Consider the following 16,795-nt stretch of genomic DNA (forward strand, 5'->3'; position numbering starts at 1 on the left):
AATAAGCCTCACGAAACCGTGCCCCGACAATGTCCAAGTGCCAATCACCGACGAGGCGTAGAGGAAGGTTTTTGCGATCCTCGGCATTGATGTCGAAAACGCCCTTCACAAGTCCGAGCACCGCGGAGAAAGAAGCAACGCTCGAAAGAGGCCATTCCGAAATCGTATCTGCCGCATGTTCTCGACACAAGCCGCTTGCGGGGCATCCGTCTTTAACTCTGCGAGTTGCGTTCCAAGCGCAACTGGGGTCATTGGGGATTTCGAGGGCTTGGTCGGAATGTTCGGACTTGCCCATTCGTTCGGTGCGCATTTTGTCGGGCCGACTCCGTTGCAGGCACCCTTCCTTGCCGATCCCGATCGTCGCAGTTCCTATGATCCGTCGAACCAGCAGATACTCAATCCGCTCCACATTGCTGTCGATAAAGTTACAGGCTTCAAGAGCACGCCAGAACCCGAAAAGTTATTGGGGAAACTTCGTCAGACAGATCGCGACTATGTACGAGCTGCAGAGACGAAGCTGAAGGAGCTTCGGGAAGCATCGCGATCGGCGGAAAATCAATCAGCTAAGGAGCGGCGGGATTTCGAGGCTTTAGTGCGAAAAAGGGCATAGCCTGGCGGCCTTCCGACTGGCGGACCTGACAGGAGAGAAGTGCCCAAAGAACATTCCTGGCACCAGCGACACCTATCCGAATTGAAAGCCGAAACTCTCGGGTTTCGATGGGCAAGTTAGCAGATTTGCCGCTTCTACGGGAAAGTACCAAAGCGATGCGTGAGGGGCGTTCGATCCGAAAATCCAGAGGGGAGAAGCATAGATGCTTCGCTCCCTCCGCAAGTCGGATAACCTTGGAGCGGGTGTAACGTTTGCAGCTCGCGCTCAACGGGCAAAGAAGCACGCACATTAGTGGCGCTTCTTTTCTTCACCCTCCGGCTTAGCGGTGCGATCCGGACCGCAACAGAACGAGGCTGCGCTCGATGAGGACATATTCGTTAGACTCAAGCTTTTGGTCCATAGCATTCAGATCAGCCGTTGTCAGTACGGCTGTCCAGCCGCCCTCGGCTTTCGGTAAAATAAAAGGCACCGACCCGTCGTGCGGATTGAAGAGGATCAGCACGTCGTCCCACCCTTCCTCTTCACCATGGTCGCGAGACACACGCAGGCCGATCGTCGTGCTACCGGCGTCCGACCATTGTTCACCCGTCTGCTCCCCACCGCCCGGATTGTACCAGGTCACCACCATGCCGTCGCGCCAGCTATCGCGCCTCAGGATCGCGTGCTCGTCGCGCAACGCGATCAGCCGGCGCGTAAACTCACGAAGCTCTTCCGCGCTCGCAGGCAGATTGTCCCAATGCACCCAGCTCAGGTCGCTATCCTGGCAGTAGCCGTTATTGTTTCCCATCTGGCTTCGGCCGAACTCGTCTCCCGCTAGCAGCATCGGCGTGCCATGCGAAAGAAACAGCGTGGCGAGGAAATTCCGCTTTTGCCTGTCTCTGATGGAGATCATGCCTTCGTCATCCGTCGGCCCCTCGACGCCGTAGTTGAAGCTGCGGTTGTCGCTATGGCCGTCCTTGTTGTCTTCGCCGTTCGCCTCATTGTGTTTCTCGTTGTAGGAGACGAGATCGTTGAGCGTGAACCCGTCATGAGCCGTCAGGAAATTGACGCTGGCCCACGGGCGACGGCCGCGTAGATCATAGACGTCGCCGGAGCCGAGGACACGTGCGGCAAAATCGGGCGTCGTGCCGTCTTCGTTCCTCCAGTAGTCACGGACCGTATCCCGGTACTTGTCATTCCACTCCGCCCAGCCCGGCGGGAAGCCCCCGACTTGATAACCGCCCGGTCCGATGTCCCACGGTTCTCCGACGAGTTTCACCCGCGATAAAACCGGATCTTGACCGACCGCATCGAAGAAGCCGCTGCGCTGATCGAAGCCTTCGGGCTCGCGACCAAGGATGGTACCCAGATCGAAACGGAAGCCGTCGACATGCATGTCCTCCGACCAATACCTCAGAGAATCCGTCACCATCTGCAAGACGCGAGGATGTGAGGTGTTCACCGTGTTGCCGGTTCCCGTATCGTTGACGTAGTAGCGTGCCTGGTCGGGCATGGTGCGGTAATAGGAGAAATTGTCGATCCCCTTGAAGCTTAGCGTCGGCCCGAGTTCGTTGCCTTCGGCCGTATGGTTGTAGACAACGTCGAGAATGACCTCGACACCGCCATCATGGAAAGCACGAACCATGTCACGAAAGCCTGCGATACCGCGCGGGCCATAATAGCGCGACGCCGGCGCGAAGAAGCCCAAGGTGTTGTAGCCCCAGAAATTCTTCAGGCCCTTGTCGAGTAGGTGGGCGTCATCGGGAAACCAGTGGATCGGCAACAGCTCGATCGAGGTGAGGCCAAGGCTTTTGACATAGTCGACGATCTTCGCATGGCCGAGACCTTCGAATGTACCGCGAAGGTCTTCGGGGACTGCCGGATGAAGCTGTGTGAATCCCTTGACATGAGTCTCGTAGAAAATCGTCCTCGACCACGGGATGAGCGGCCTCACATCGCCTTTCCAATCGTACTGGGAAGAATCGATAATGCGCCCCTTTGGCATGAACGGCGCGCTGTCCGTCTCATCGAAAGAGAGATCCTTCTCATTGCTATTCATCGTGTAGGCAAACTGAGACTGTCCCCAGTCGATGTCGCCGAAAAGTTCTCGGGCATAGGGATCGATGAGCAACTTATTCGGATTGAACCGTTGGCCGTTTTCCGGATCATATGGTCCGTGCACTCGGTAGCCGTAAAGCACACCTGCCTTCAGGCCGGGTACGAAGCCGTGCCATACCTCGTTCGTATACTCGGGAAGTTCGATGCGTTCGACTTCTTTCTTGCCATCGTCGCTGAATAGGCAGAGGTCTACCCGCTCGGCGTGAGCGCTGAAGATCGCGAAGTTCACCCCGTTCTTGTCCGGCATCGCCCCTAGCCGGGTGTAATCGCCGGCTATGATACGGGCTTTATTATTGCTCATGAATCGGCCTCGCGCAAAAGCGGGTGTTAACGAAAGATACGCTGCCTTGGCCCTATCCGGCGAAGCATCGGTTGGAGGACCGATGAGCCACTGCGCGCATTAAACCCGGGACGTGACAAATAGTTCCGCCGTCGCCGTCGACCTGGTCGTGGTGGTGCTCGGCGAACGGATGCATCCTGTGGCGGCGACCTTTCCTGGCAGTGGATCGGTGGTAGACATCCCGCTTTTGCCACGCCGCTTTGATCATCGGCGGCGATCGATATCGATTGATGCCTGGCAAGCCATGATCGGGATGTATCCCACGCGCGATCCGGCAAGAGGGTAACGGCTCTCCGACGCTCCATGTCACAAACGGTTGTCCCGTAGGTCTGGCCGCGCCTGAAGGCAAAATCATCAATGCAGATGACATTGAGATCGTCCTGCGAGCCATCCGCGTTGAAATGGTGGATCATCCCACACATTGCAACGAGCGGTCGAATCGAAAGTTTCTGGCCACATGAATCTTCAGAAAGTGACCGCTTCGGGTGCCGTATCCGGTCTCGATCTGAGCCCTTGGCGAAAGCCGGATGGCTCAGCCCAATCGCTCGTGCGACTGTGCTAAAAGCCCGGAACTTGCCTCGTCTCGAAGGGTGTGCAATTGCTGCCGACGCGCGCTCCTTCGAGGACCGCGCTTCACGCTTGCGGGGCATTCTCGACCGAAAAGCACACCCTTTAAGACCTCGAAAGCGAAACAGGCATCTCACCTGCCACGCTAAAATAGCGTTATCATGCCAGCGGATATTTTTTACTCGCGGCTCGTGTTAGTTGATCGGGGGCGATGCCTTGCCGAGCTTTACCGATGGTTCCCGGCCCCAGATACGAAGCTTACCAAGTTCTTTGACGAACGCCGACAAGCCTTCTTCTCCCGGCAGGGCGACGACTCCTTCATCGAGTTGATCGGCAATTCCAGCTTTTTCCAATAGCGGCACCGCCGAATGATCATAGCCAATGAACTTGCAATGCTGGAAAGCGTCGGAGACGAAGTCGCGAGCAGCCGTGTCCTGGACGATATCGTCGATTGCCGTGACGGAGGTAAGCAACACCACGGCATCGAAAAGAACCGAAGGCCCACCGTCGATCATATGGTGCGTTTCTATCCATTTTCCGTCGGAAGCGGTGACTCCCCCAACTGTCGGCGCGATCAATTCGAAAACAGCCTTCTCTTCGGCGATCGCCTCCATGAGGCCATTCAACAAATTGGCATCCACGCCATCGGTGACCAGAATACCAAGCTTGCGTCCTTCGAAGCGTCTGGGACCGCGTTCGACAATACTCAGCGTCGGCGATGGCTTTAAATCCTGGCGCGTTGGCATTGCCGCGTCGGCAGGTCTCGGCATTTTTTGAAATCCGAGCTTCTCGGCGACGGTGGTCGCCAGCGTCTCATCGATGTTGAGCAGATGCGAGACCATGCGCTCCCGGATCGCCGGAATTTGGACCTTGCTGAGTTCGAAGGTCAAGGCAGATGCGATGTGGCGTTGCTCCGTACCAGTCTGACTGATATAAAATTGCCTGGCTTGGCTGTAATGATCTGCAAAGCTCTCTGGACGTAGTCGAACCTTCGCGCCCGTCTCATCGGCGGGGAAATGACGGTAGCCGCGTACCGGCGATTCCCGCGGGCTTTCGCTATGCGAATTCGGCTGATAGTTCGCCCGGCCGACCGGGTTGCGCATCGCCATATGGCCGTCCTGTTGAAAATGCGCGAAGGGACACTTCGGCGCATTTATAGGCAGATGGGTGAAATTCGGGCCGCCAAGCCGCTTCAGCTGTGTGTCGAGATAGGAGAAGTTGCGGCCCTGCAGCAGCGGATCGTTGCTGAAGTCGATGCCCGGAGGAACGTTCTGGGTCATAAACGCGACCTGCTCGGTTTCTGCAAAAAAGTTATCGGGCATGCGATTGAGCACTAGCCTGCCGATCGGCCGTACAGGAAGGATTTCTTCAGGAATGAGCTTCGTCGGATCGAGCACGTCGAAGTCGAAGCTGTCCGCAAACTCCTGATCGAAAAGCTGCACGCACAATTCCCATTCGGGAAAGTTGCCGGACTGGATCGACTGCCAGAGATCCCGTCGATGGAAATCGGGATCAGCCCCGTTGATCTTCACGGCCTCGTTCCATGCAACCGACTGCAGCCCCAGTTTCGGTTTCCAATGGAATTTGACGAAGGTGGATTCGTCCTTGGCGTTGACAAAGCGGAACGTATGGACACCGAAGCCCTCCATGAAGCGAAAGGAACGGGGTATCGCCCGATCCGACATCACCCACATTATCATGTGCATGCTCTCCGGCGTCAGGCTGATAAAATCCCAGAAATTGTCATGCGCCGACTGCGCTTGCGGGAACGCACGATCTGGTTCCGGCTTCACGGAGTGGATAAGGTCGGGAAACTTGATCGCGTCCTGAATGAAGAAAACAGGAATGTTGTTGCCGACGAGGTCCCAGTTTCCTTCCTTGGTGTATATCTTTACCGCAAAACCACGAACGTCGCGGGCAAGATCGAAGGATCCTTTGCTGCCCGCGACTGTCGAAAAGCGAACGAACGCGGGCGTCTTTTCTCCGGGACGCTGAAAAAGGTCCGCTCTTGTATATTTCGCCGCCGACTCATAGGTCTCGAAATAACCGTGGGCGCCATACCCACGCGCGTGCACGACCCGCTCCGGGATGCGCTCGTGATCGAAATGAAAGATCTTTTCGCGAAAATGGAAGTCGTCGACGACAAGCGGACCGCGTGCTCCGACTCGCAACGAGTTCTGGTCGTCGGCCACCGGTGCGCCCTGGGCCGTTGTCAGGACGGGTTGGCCATCCTCCACGAACTGATGGAGCTCGCCGCCTTTACCACGCTGCAGCTTCTGATCGTGGATAGTCACAGTTTTGGATCTCGATGTCGTCGATGCGGTGGGGGTTTTCTTAGCCATGGTGGGCTCCCGTAAAGAGGATTGGAAAACAGGCGATGTCGGAGCAGAAAGGCCGCCATTGTCGGCGGCATGAAATGGTGATATCGGCTCAGCATGCTCTTTTTGCGAGCCCTTGGGGTTCGCCGAAGCTTCGCCGAGTGCCGTCAGCTTCTGGCCGGTCGCAATCTCCTCCTGGAGATTGGCATCGAGGAGCGCGATCGCCTCATTGAGGCTGAGTTGCTTAGCCCAGGATTTCAGCATGCCATAGGGGGCGATCTCGTAGTGTTCGACGGCCTGGGCAGACGAGATCAAACCAGCATCGAGCGTTGCTGTGCCTTTGTACTCTTCCATGATCTCTTCGCATTCGGCGACGATGCCCTGTATGGCTTTGCAAGTCTTGCTGCGAGCTGGTTTGCCAGGAAGATCGAACACCCGTTCGAGGCGCTCGATCTGGCTCCGAGGTTTCATCGCGGTGCTGCATGAAGCCGGCCTTGCCTTTTTCCGGTTGTGCGGCCCGAGCCATCTTGGACAACGCCTTCAAGATTTGCTTTTCAGTGAAGTAGATGTCTTTGAGGGTATCGAGAAAAAGGTCATTAAGGGTCTTTTCTGCAGGCATTGGGTGGTCCGATCGCTTTGTTGAGATGGAGCCTGTCTAACCCGTGAAGTTGGCTGAAGTTCCTTCGGTTGGACCATGAGCTCAACGGAGGGGTTTAATTCGGAATTTGCTGCCGAACGAACTGCTACCCGAGGGGCAGCCCGTATTCCATATCGAAGACTTTGATCACCGGCGCGCTACCTAGTCTCCGGGGGGATGCCCTCTCGCGCCGGTTGGGCAAGTGCGTGTAGAGCCTCGAACGTTGCCCTCTATGGTCGCAAATTCTATCTCCGCCTCGATAGGATCTGCATTCCCGCAAATGATCAGTTGGAAGAAAACTTAGGTGGCGAAGCCATTCGCCGTTGCAGCGAGGATGGCCGTAATGTCGCCCACACTGACAGCAAGATGATTAAGGTTCGACGTAGAAGACCCATCCCGTGAAACAGGCATCGTACCCACAGCGCCTCGGATCCAAACTACGGCAACCGTCGCGCGATTGGTAAAGGACAGAATTGCGCAGGCTCAAAAGGGCATGACTGGGGCCTGCGCTGTTTTGATTGCCTGCTTTTTTGCCGGAGCTATCGTATCCTGAGGCGGCGAATCAAAAAATCTTTTAGGCTGCACCTACTACCTTCGATATTGCCTCCCAAATTGTGACAATCAGCCAGAATTGGCGATGGACAGCGCCAATTTATCGTCTATGCCCCATTATCCTGCAGTGAAGCCAACGAGAAGATTTATGTTGCGATCCCAACCATCCGGTATCTCCCAACGAACGTTGGGTCTCGATCTTCCTGTTGCCTTCGGCCTCTTTGGCGCAATTCTCTTCTTCCTGATTAGCGGGTTCGTGGCGTATTTCAATCTGCAGGCCCTAGAGGATGGCAACGAGAGGGTCGTGCAGACCCACCTCGCCATGGTCGCGCTCGATGAACTGCTCTCGAACATCCAGGACGCCGAAACGGGTCAGCGCGGGTTCCTACTGACCAACAATGAAAGCTATCTTGCTCCCTACAATACTGCGCTCCGTGCAATTGAGCCGCAATTGGACAGGATCGGTCAGCTAACCAGCAGCAATCCGGGCCAGAGCGAAAGGCTGGACACGCTCCGGCAGCATGTCGACGCCAAGCTGGCGGAACTCGCCAAGACGATCGACCTTCGCCGTAATGCAGGTCTCGATGCCGCGCTTGCTATCGTCAATTCGGACAGCGGTAAAATCGAGATGGACGCGATCCGCGCCCAGATTGGGGCCATGGCGGCGGGCGAGGGGGAAGTCCGTATTCGGCGGCTGGCGGAGATGAAGAGTGCCCAACAGACGGCACTCGTCAGCACACTCTTGTCCGGCATTCTCGGCATCTTGCTGACTGTGACGATCGGCTATCTGGTTCGCAGAGCCACGCTCGCCCGTCGTCGGGATGAATGGCTTCAGTCGGGGCAGGTCGGATTGGCCAGCGCCATGATAGGCGATAAATCGATAGAACAACTCGGCAACAGCATCCTGGACTTTCTGGCGCGTTACGTTGGCGCTGTCGCGGGAGCTGTCTTCAGCGGGGATGGTGACAATTATCATCGATCCGCAATTTATGGCGTTCCAGAAGAGGCGGCCATACCGATACGCTTCAGGCCAAGGGAAGGTTTGCTGGGTCAGGCGGCTACGGAAGACAGGTCTATGGTGATCGATGAAGTGCCGGACGGCTATCTCGCTTTCGGTTCGGCACTTGGCGCGGACAAACCGAGACATCTGGTCATTCTGCCGGGTAGTGTCGACGGAATCGTCAATTCAGTGATCGAACTCGGCTTTCTGCGCCGCATTGATGAGAGGGTGATCACCCTTCTTGAGCGCGCATCGGAAGATGTTGCCATCGCCGTCCGATCGGCGACTTACCGCAGCGAACTTCAAAATCTTCTCGAAGAAACCCAGAGACAGTCCGAGGAACTGCAGACCCAAAGTGAAGAGCTCAGGGTCTCGAACGAAGAATTGGAGGAGCAGAGCCGGGCCTTGAAGGAATCGCAGGCACGCCTCGAACAGCAACAGGTCGAACTCGAACAGATCAATTCACAGCTGGAAGAACAGACCCAGCAATTGGAGACACAACGCGACGATCTTGAGCGCGTCAATGCCGCCGTCAACCTCAAGGCGCGGGAGCTGGAGCAGGCAAGCCAATACAAGTCCGACTTCCTTGCCAACATGTCACACGAGCTGCGAACTCCGCTCAATTCGTCGCTCATTCTCGCCAAGCTTCTCGCCGACAATCCCGAAGACAACCTGACGGACGAGCAGGTCAAATACGCAAAGACAATTCAGTCCTCCGGCAACGACTTGTTGAACCTTATCAACGATATCCTAGATCTCTCGAAAATCGAGGCCGGTCATGTGGAGATTCGGCCCGAAACGATAACGGTCGAGCGATTGGCGGGCAATCTTCGCCAGGTCTTTCAGCCGCTTGCCGCCGATAAGAAGCTTAGCTTCACGGTCGAAATTGCGACCGAATGTCCCGCAGCCATCGAGACCGATCCGCAACGTCTTGAACAGGTGCTCAAGAACCTGCTGTCGAATGCCATCAAGTTCACCGAGGCGGGTCGTGTCGTCTTGTCGATCCGCAGCGCCGAGGCAGGTCAGGTTGCTTTCTCGGTATCGGACACCGGCATCGGCATAGCGAGGGAGCAGCAAAGCAGCGTATTCGACGCCTTTCATCAAGCTGATGGCACCATCAGTCGGAAGTATGGCGGCACCGGTCTCGGTCTTTCGATCTCACGGCAGTTGGTGCGCCTGCTAGGTGGCGCGATTGACCTCGAGAGCCAACCGGGGCAGGGCAGTACCTTCACCGTCATCATTCCGGAAACCTATGATCCGGCAAAGATCACACCGAGAGACCTCAGAGCAAGTGGGCCCGCGATGTCGCCGCTTCTGCAGGCGGAGCAACCTCGCCCTGCGGTGCCGAGACCGATCCATAAGCTCGAAGACGATCGTGCAGCGCTGACCGACGCGAAGCGCGTTCTGTTGATCATCGAAGATGACGATATCTTCGCCTCCATCGTGCGGGATCTATCCCGCGAGATGGGCTTTCAAGCGCTGGTGGCAGGAACAGCCGAGGAAGCTTTAAGGCTGGCCAAGGAATTCATGCCAAGTGCGATCATCCTCGATGTCGGCTTGCCCGACCAGTCGGGTCTGGCGGTTCTCGATCGGCTCAAGCATGACGTCAAGACCCGGCACATTCCGATCCATGTCATTTCTGCCAGCGATCAAACCGAAACTGCCTACCTGCTCGGCGCGGTTGGATATGTCGTCAAGCCGGTGAATCGGGAGGAGCTGATCGAGGTGCTCCAAAAGCTGGAGGCAACGCTTTCTCAACGCGTCCACCGGATTTTAATCGTAGAGGACGATGCCGTTCAGCGCGACGCGGTGGCCCGATTGCTCGGGGCTCAGAACGTCGAGACCGTCACTGCGAGCACGGCAGCGGAATGCCTCGAGCTTCTCAGCCAAGAGACCTTCGACTGCATGGTTCTTGACCTCTCGCTGCCGGACGCATCGGGCTACTCGCTTCTCGAGACTTTGAGTCAGGAGAGCGGCTATGCTTTTCCGCCGGTAATCGTCTATACGGGCAGGGAATTATCGGCCGACGACGAGCAAAGGCTGCGGCGATACTCCAAATCGATCATTATCAAAGGTGCAAAGTCGCCGGAGCGGCTGCTTGACGAGGTAAGCCTTTTCTTGCATCAGGTGATTTCTGAACTGCCAGCCGAACAGCAAAAGATGATCCGCAAGGCGCAACATCGCGATGCTCTTCTCGAAGGGCGGCGAATCCTCGTGGTCGAGGATGACGTTCGCAACGTCTATGCACTCACCAACATCCTCGAGCCGCGGGGCGCGATAATTGAAATCGCCCGCAACGGCCGCGAAGCACTCGATGTTCTGGAGAAGGCATCGACCAATTCCGTGATCGACCTCGTGCTCATGGACGTCATGATGCCCGTTATGGACGGCCTTACCGCCACGCGCGAAATCCGCAAGAACCAGAATTGGAAGAAGCTACCGATCATCACACTGACCGCCAAGGCCATGCCCGATGACCAGCAGCGCTGCATCGAGGCCGGCGCCAACGACTATATGGCAAAGCCCCTCGACGTGGAAAAGCTTCTGTCACTCGTGCGTGTCTGGATGCCCAAATGAGGGATACGATTGCTCCAGAGAAGATCGAGGATATAGAAATCAGGCTTCTGCTGGAGGCCTTGTTCCTGAAATACCATTACGATTTCCGCAATTACGCGATGGCGTCCATTAAGCGCCGGCTCAAACAGGCACGTGAGCAACTGGGATTTGCCACTTTTTCAGCACTACAAGCAAGCCTTTTACACGATCCGGATATGCTGCCGCGACTGCTGCGATTTCTGACAGTACAAGTCAGCGAGATGTTTCGCGACCCTAGCTATTTCAAAGCAATCCGGGAAAAAGTGGTGCCTCACCTGCGGACATATCCGTCTCTGAAGGTCTGGATTGCCGGCTGCAGCGGCGGTGAGGAGTTATATTCGCTAGTGATCCTGTTCCGAGAAGAGGGGCTGGAGGACCGTACGATCTTTTACGCCACCGATATCAATCATGAAGCGCTTCAAATGGCCGAAGCTGGCATATTCGCTTTGGACAGGATGCAGCTCTTTACGGAAAGCCATAGAAAGTCCGGCGGCAGATCCTCGCTGTCCAATTATTACCACGCAGCTTATGGGAGAGCGTCTTTCGACAAAACGCTACGCCGCAATGTCGTCTTTTCGGACCACAGCCTCGTTACGGACGCCGTATTTGCAGAAATGCATCTTATCTCCTGCCGCAATGTGCTGATCTATTTTGACAGAGAGCTGCAGGATCACGCGCTGGGGCTCTTCAAGGATTCGCTGGCCCGAAAAGGATTCTTGGGACTCGGCGCCAAAGAGAGTCTGCGCTTCTCGCGGCATGGCGGCGCCTTCACGGACTTCGTGCGCGAGGAAAAAATCTATCAGAGGCGGCCCGAATGATATCAATCGAACCCGAGGCCATAGTAATCGGTGCATCGGCAGGCGCGATCGAGGCCCTCTCGGTCATTCTGCCCGCCCTGCCAAGGGACTTCCGGATGCCGATCCTTGTTGTGGTTCATATCCCATCTGACAAGCGGAGCGCTATCGCCGATCTTTTCCGGGCCAAGTGCCAACTTTTCGTCGATGAAGCTGAAGACAAGGAGCCCATTTCGGCCGGGAAAATCTATTTCGCGCCGCCGGACTACCATCTGCTTGTTGAGATTGGTAAGACGATCTCGCTTTCCAGCGACGAGCCCGTTCTCTTTTCTCGCCCATCGATCGATGTCCTTTTTGAAAGCGCCGCCGATGCCTTTGGGCAAGCGTTGATTGCCATCGTGCTCACTGGTGCCAATCATGATGGCGCGAGAGGCTTGCGCGCCGTTGCCGAAGCAGGTGGGCTCGCACTTGTTCAAGACCCGAGCACTGCCTTCGCCTCCACAATGCCCGAAGCCGCCATCCAAATGTGTCCAAGTGCTCAAATCATGTCACTTGGAACACTCGCAGAATATTTAAAAGAGGTTTGAGGCAAGTCATGGCGCGTGTTCCCTTTCTTCTGGTTGACGATCTTGAGGAAAATCTCCTCTCCTTGGAAGCATTGCTTCGGCGCGATGACCTTCTTCTTTTAAAGGCTCGGTCGGGCGATCAAGCGCTTGAGCTCCTGCTGAAGCACGACGTAGCTCTGGCGCTGGTCGATGTCCAGATGCCAGGCCTTAATGGTTTTGAACTGGCTGAACTGATGCGAGGAAACGAGCGCACCCGGCGCGTCCCAATTATCTTTGTCACCGCTGGAACGTCCGATGGTCAGCGCCGCTTTCGTGGCTACGAGGCTGGTGCTGTAGACTTCATCCAGAAACCTATTGAGCCGGATATCCTGCGCGGCAAGGTAGACGTGTTTTTCGAACTTTATCGTCAGCGACAGCAAATCGAGGCGCAAAGGGATGAATTGGCGGTCCGGGCTGAAGCTCTCCGAGAGGCAGCCGAGCATAAAGATATCCTGCTGCGCGAGATCAATCACCGGATCAAGAACCTGTTCAGTATAACAGCTGGATTGATCTCATTGAGTGCTCGAGCTGCTACTGGCGTCGCCCAGCTCGAAGCCGATCTGAGATCGCGTATGGAGGCGCTGGCGCGCGCCCATGAATTGATACTGCCTGATCTTGTCAACGACGTTGATGTAACTGGAACAGCAACAACCGTCCAGACTCTCCTACGGGTGATTGTGGCACATCATGAACATGAGCAAGGGCCGCATATCGTGGTCAGCGGTTCAGACGCACCGCTCGTGGGAAATGCGTTGACGTCGCTCGCGCTTCTTCTTCACGAATTCACCACGAATGCAGCTAAGTACGGCGCGCTCTCGACGCCGAACGGAAGGCTTGCGATCGAAACCTCGACGGTCGACGAGATTTTCCATTTGGGTTGGCACGAGAAGGGTTCTTCTCTTTCAGATGTCTCCCTTCGTGAAGGGTTCGGGACCACACTTGAAAAGGCTGCATTGCGTGGTCTCAATGGCAGGATCGCAAAAAATTGGACGAGTGACGGGCTTTCTTTGTCGCTGGAAGTACCCGTGGCCAATCTCGTGGAATGACCGTTTAAGCCCAATACGGACCACGACGCGGGCGTCGCACAGGGGCCAATTGCAAGCTTCTCACGTCTTTCCCGAGCCTGCTCTGGAAGCGTTAAGAAGCCCTCCTTGTTCCGCATGAGCTTGCTCAGATTGGAATAGGAGAAAACAACGTCGATCCAGGCGGCCTCAGGCGCACCTTGCGGCTGTCACTATCTTCGTCAGCATGTTGAAGTAAGCCCTTGTTCCCACGTGTCCCAGAAGCCCTTATCGATGCGGCATATCTTTCGTTAGATCGTTGAAAGAGGGCATGTAACGTTTGGCTCGCATAAGCAAATCAAGCTCAATCGCCGATGGGCCAAATCGAACAAAGAGGTTTTCGGCGACACCGTCGTCTAAGCTGTACTTCTTTTGAAACTCCGCGAGGGAATAAGAGGCACCCCTTATCACTCGCCGCCGCTCGTAAGCACGTTGTGTTTCCATTGCCGAACCTCCTTGTTGTCGTAATCAAGCAACTCGATACAGCGCCTGAAAGTTCCATCCTGTTCAAAATACAACTAAGACATCTGGAATACGAGCTAGTCTGCCACTCACGCAGTTGCATTCTTTTTAGCTGCCAGAGCCTTGTGGAACAAACAACGACGTAATCGGTTTATCAGCACCGCGACCGACACAAATGTCCCAGTCCCGGCTTCTGCTGGGAGGCAGCCATGAGCGGCTATCAAATGGACGATAAAAGCGCTGTCGTGGAATCTTCAAAACCACGAATCCTGGAAATCCTTGGGCCCGGTCTGGTGACCGGTGCGTCTGATGATGACCCGAGCGGAATAGCGACGTATTCGCAGGCTGGAGCTCAGTTCGGTTACGCGGCCAGTTGGACCTTGATATTCACATATCCGCTAATGGTCGCCATACAGATGATCAGCGCCCGCATCGGCAGGACCACCGGCCAGGGCCTGGCCGGCAGCATGGCCAAATGCTATCCGGGCTGGGTCGGCATGGCTATCACCGTCCCGCTTCTGATTGCCAATATCATCAACCTTGGCGCTGACCTCGGTGCGATGGGCGACGCGGCGAAGTTGCTGGTGAATGGCTACGCGCTCGTCTATGTTGCCGCTTTCGGCGTCATATGCGTCCTTCTGCAGGTGCTTCTTAAATACAAGCGCTACGTCGCGGTTTTGAAGTGGTTGAGTCTCGCATTGCTGTCCTACATCGCGACGCTGTTCGTCGTACATGTCGACTGGTCGAGTTTCGCGCGCGGGCTGGTGCTGCCAACATTCAAGATGGACCCGAACTACTGGTCAATGATCGTCGCGATTTTCGGGACGACCATCAGCCCCTATCTATTTTTCTGGCAGGCCTCGCAGGAGGCGGAAGATCTGAAGGAAAAGCCAAAAGAGGAGGCGCTGACCGAGCACCCTCAAGAGGCAAAGAAGGCGAACACTCGAATTACTCTCGATACGCTGATCGGAATGGCCGCATCCAATGTCGTAGCCCTGGCCATCATCACGACAACGGCCGCCACGCTCAACAAGGCGGGTAAGATGAATATAGAGAGTTCCATCGACGCGGCGAAAGCCATAGAGCCGCTTGCCGGGCATTTCGCCAAGATTATTTTTGCGACGGGCATCATAGGAACCGGCCTTTTGGCTGTGCCAGTGCTTGCCGGATCGGCCGCTTACGCCGTCGGCGAGGCGGCGCGATGGAAAGTCGGATTGTCGCGTGAACCGAGCGAGGCGAAGGCCTTCTATGCGACGGTCGGTATAGCGACCGTCATTGGTATGCTGCTGAACTTTACCCCCATCCCACCGATGAAGGCGCTGTTTTGGAGTGCGGTGATCAATGGCGTGGTCGCGGTTCCCGTCATGGTGATCCTGATGCTCATTGCATCCAACCCAAAGGTCATGAAGCAATTTGTGATCGGCAGAGGGCTGAGTGTTTTGGGCTGGGCTTCCTGTCTCGCCATGTTTGCTGCGGTTGTCGGCATGGCGGTGGCGGCTCTCTTTTAGAAGTAAAAACCCGACGTAGAAGGGAAGCTCGGTTATCTGCGGTATGCGTTTTGATGAAATCATAGGGATGCGCGCCCATGTTTTTGCCGATGGGCGTGTTTACGGAGATCCACTTCTCAACGCCGCCTCCAGGCACCCAAACTTATGACAAGTTTAGAAATTCGAATATCTCTTCAAGACGTGCGACCTGGACCCGCGTCTCGTCGCGATTCTTGAGGTTGCCAGCCTTGCCTTCTTCCGATTGCGCGCCCATACCATCCTGGGCAAAGCTTTCACGATCTGCTTTTCAGCGAAATAGATAACTCTCAACTGTCAAAGAAAAGGCTGCCCGAGATCTTCTCGGGACCCCATTCTGAGATCCCTTCAAAGTTTCGAGATACGACAGTGACCGAACCTTCTGCCTCCGTTAAAATTCCGGGAACCGTTGGGAAGCGTGTATGCCTTTCGATGTCGGCAATCGGGCATTGCTGCGGTCGCGTCAATGCATTTCGCCGTCAGGGTCGAGGCTCCGGATGAACAGAACTGGGAGAGGATCACGTTAAATCAGTTGGAACATCCGCGCTTACGCGCCGTTACGGCTGCAAGACAAACACAGCTATCAAACGCCAGACCATCCGTTGGGCAATCTAAAGTCACTGACGCGACGGGTGCTCACCAGATCAGGGAGAGGCAGACGTGTTCAATGGATTCGAGCTTGCTATGGTCGATGTTGGGCAGGGTGCCTTGCGCGTTCGATATGGAGGCTCTGGCCCACCGCTGCTGCTGCTCCACGGTCATCCTCGCACTCATATGACATGGGGTGCCGTCGCTGATTTGCTGTCGCCGCATTTTACAGTGGTTTGCCCGGACCTGAGAGGTTTTGGAAAATCGTTCCAGCCGGCAGAGCAGGAGGGCAGTCATGGCTCTTCAAAGCGCGCCAAAGCAATCGACTGTCTTAGCCTCATGAAGGTACTTGGGCGAGACGAATTCTCCGTCGCCGGCCATGACCGCGGCAGTTACGTGGCTTATCGTTTGGCGATGGATTTCCCCGGTGCTATTAACAAGGTCGCTGTCATGGACAGTATCCCCATTATCGAACATCTTGAGAGGATGGACTGGCAATTTGCCCGCGATTGGTATCACTGGTTTTTCTTTGCACAGTCTGAGAAGCCGGAGCGGTCGATCAATGCCAATCCGCTTGCTTGGTATAACAAGATTGCTCCGGACCATATGGGGCATGCTGCGTATGTCGATCTTCTCACGGCAATCCATGATCCAGCGGTCGTTCACGGAATGATTGAGGATTATCGAGCCGGGCTCACCGTGGACCGACAGCACGAGCTGGAAGATCGGGTCGCTGGCAAAAAAATAACCTGCCCATTGCTTTGCCTGTGGTCGATCCGAGATGATCTGGAGGCGCTTTTCGGCGATCCTCTGGAGATATGGCGCTCTTGGGCCACGGACGTTCAAGGCCATGGCATCGACAGCGGCCATCACATCGCCGAAGAGAACCCTAAAGCCCTTTCTGAGGCGCTGCTGCGTTTTTTTCAGGGACCTGAATGCGTAAGATAAGGGCTTTCTAGATAATGGAACGGAGCTGTTTGGATAAGGCGTAATGGAACCCGGAAGCGACTTCAATTCGCCTCAATTCAGAATGTGGAATGCCATCT

General features: G+C 55.8%; 10 protein-coding genes and 2 pseudogenes. 7 read left to right on the forward strand and 5 right to left on the reverse strand.

Annotation, left to right across the window (positions count from 1 at the left end):
* Positions 1–175 precede the first annotated feature (175 nt).
* On the forward strand, positions 176–610 hold the full coding sequence (locus GR212_RS26890; protein ID WP_281411078.1) for a 4-alpha-glucanotransferase: 435 nt from the start codon (positions 176–178) through the stop codon (positions 608–610).
* Between the two features lie 319 nt (positions 611–929).
* Here GR212_RS26890 and glgX read toward each other — a convergent pair whose 3' ends face one another.
* The 3 genes and pseudogenes from glgX to GR212_RS37260 all read right to left on the reverse strand — a co-directional run.
* Positions 930–3,008 carry a glycogen debranching protein GlgX gene (gene glgX, locus GR212_RS26895; protein ID WP_163991273.1) on the reverse strand — a complete coding sequence of 693 codons (2,079 nt, stop codon included), beginning with the start codon at positions 3,006–3,008 and terminating at the stop codon, positions 930–932.
* Between the two features lie 800 nt (positions 3,009–3,808).
* Entirely contained in the window at positions 3,809–6,403 is a 2,595-nt protein-coding gene (gene catE, locus GR212_RS26905; protein ID WP_246725979.1) for a catalase C, read from the reverse strand.
* A 49-nt stretch (positions 6,404–6,452) separates the two neighbouring features.
* A pseudogene (locus GR212_RS37260) lies at positions 6,453–6,551 on the reverse strand (DUF892 family protein); the annotation flags it as partial.
* Positions 6,552–7,269: 718 nt separating this feature from the next.
* Between GR212_RS37260 and GR212_RS26915 the strand changes: the two are divergent.
* Genes GR212_RS26915 through GR212_RS26930 form a run of 4 tightly spaced genes read left to right on the forward strand, consistent with a single transcriptional unit; the run spans position 7,270 to position 13,161 of the window.
* Positions 7,270–10,698 carry a response regulator gene (locus GR212_RS26915; protein WP_163991368.1) on the forward strand — a complete coding sequence of 1,143 codons (3,429 nt, stop codon included), beginning with the start codon at positions 7,270–7,272 and terminating at the stop codon, positions 10,696–10,698.
* Positions 10,695–11,534 (forward strand): CheR family methyltransferase, encoded by an 840-nt coding sequence (locus tag GR212_RS26920; RefSeq protein WP_163991275.1) that lies wholly within the window; start codon positions 10,695–10,697, stop codon positions 11,532–11,534. The genes GR212_RS26915 and GR212_RS26920 overlap by 4 nt, the downstream gene beginning before the upstream one ends.
* A complete protein-coding gene (locus GR212_RS26925) occupies positions 11,531–12,097 on the forward strand; it encodes a chemotaxis protein CheB (protein WP_163991277.1) in 567 nt (188 codons plus the stop codon). Before GR212_RS26920 ends, GR212_RS26925 begins: the two co-directional genes overlap by 4 nt.
* Before the next feature lie 8 nt (positions 12,098–12,105).
* Positions 12,106–13,161, forward strand: coding sequence for a response regulator (locus GR212_RS26930; protein ID WP_163991279.1), 1,056 nt, complete (start codon positions 12,106–12,108; stop codon positions 13,159–13,161).
* A 243-nt stretch (positions 13,162–13,404) separates the two neighbouring features.
* Here the strand turns inward: GR212_RS26930 and GR212_RS26935 are convergent, their stop codons facing one another.
* The gene (locus tag GR212_RS26935; RefSeq protein ID WP_163991281.1) at positions 13,405–13,620 is read right to left on the reverse strand and encodes a hypothetical protein; all 216 of its coding nucleotides are present in this window, start codon (positions 13,618–13,620) and stop codon (positions 13,405–13,407) included.
* A gap of 227 nt (positions 13,621–13,847) precedes the next feature.
* Here GR212_RS26935 and GR212_RS26940 point away from each other — a divergent pair, with 227 nt between their 5' ends.
* Positions 13,848–15,146, forward strand: a complete 1,299-nt coding sequence (locus tag GR212_RS26940) for an NRAMP family divalent metal transporter (RefSeq protein ID WP_246725981.1) — start codon at positions 13,848–13,850, stop codon at positions 15,144–15,146.
* Between the two features lie 154 nt (positions 15,147–15,300).
* Here the strand turns inward: GR212_RS26940 and GR212_RS37265 are convergent.
* Positions 15,301–15,455: pseudogene (locus tag GR212_RS37265) on the reverse strand (DUF892 family protein); the annotation flags it as partial.
* A 366-nt stretch (positions 15,456–15,821) separates the two neighbouring features.
* On the opposite strand from GR212_RS37265, the gene GR212_RS26945 reads away from it, so the two are divergent.
* The gene (locus GR212_RS26945) at positions 15,822–16,697 is read left to right on the forward strand and encodes an alpha/beta fold hydrolase (RefSeq protein WP_163991284.1); all 876 of its coding nucleotides are present in this window, start codon (positions 15,822–15,824) and stop codon (positions 16,695–16,697) included.
* Positions 16,698–16,795 lie beyond the last annotated feature (98 nt).

The organism is Martinezella lusitana, assembly GCF_010668395.1.
Taxonomy (GTDB): Bacteria; Pseudomonadota; Alphaproteobacteria; order Rhizobiales; family Rhizobiaceae; genus Rhizobium; species Rhizobium lusitanum_A.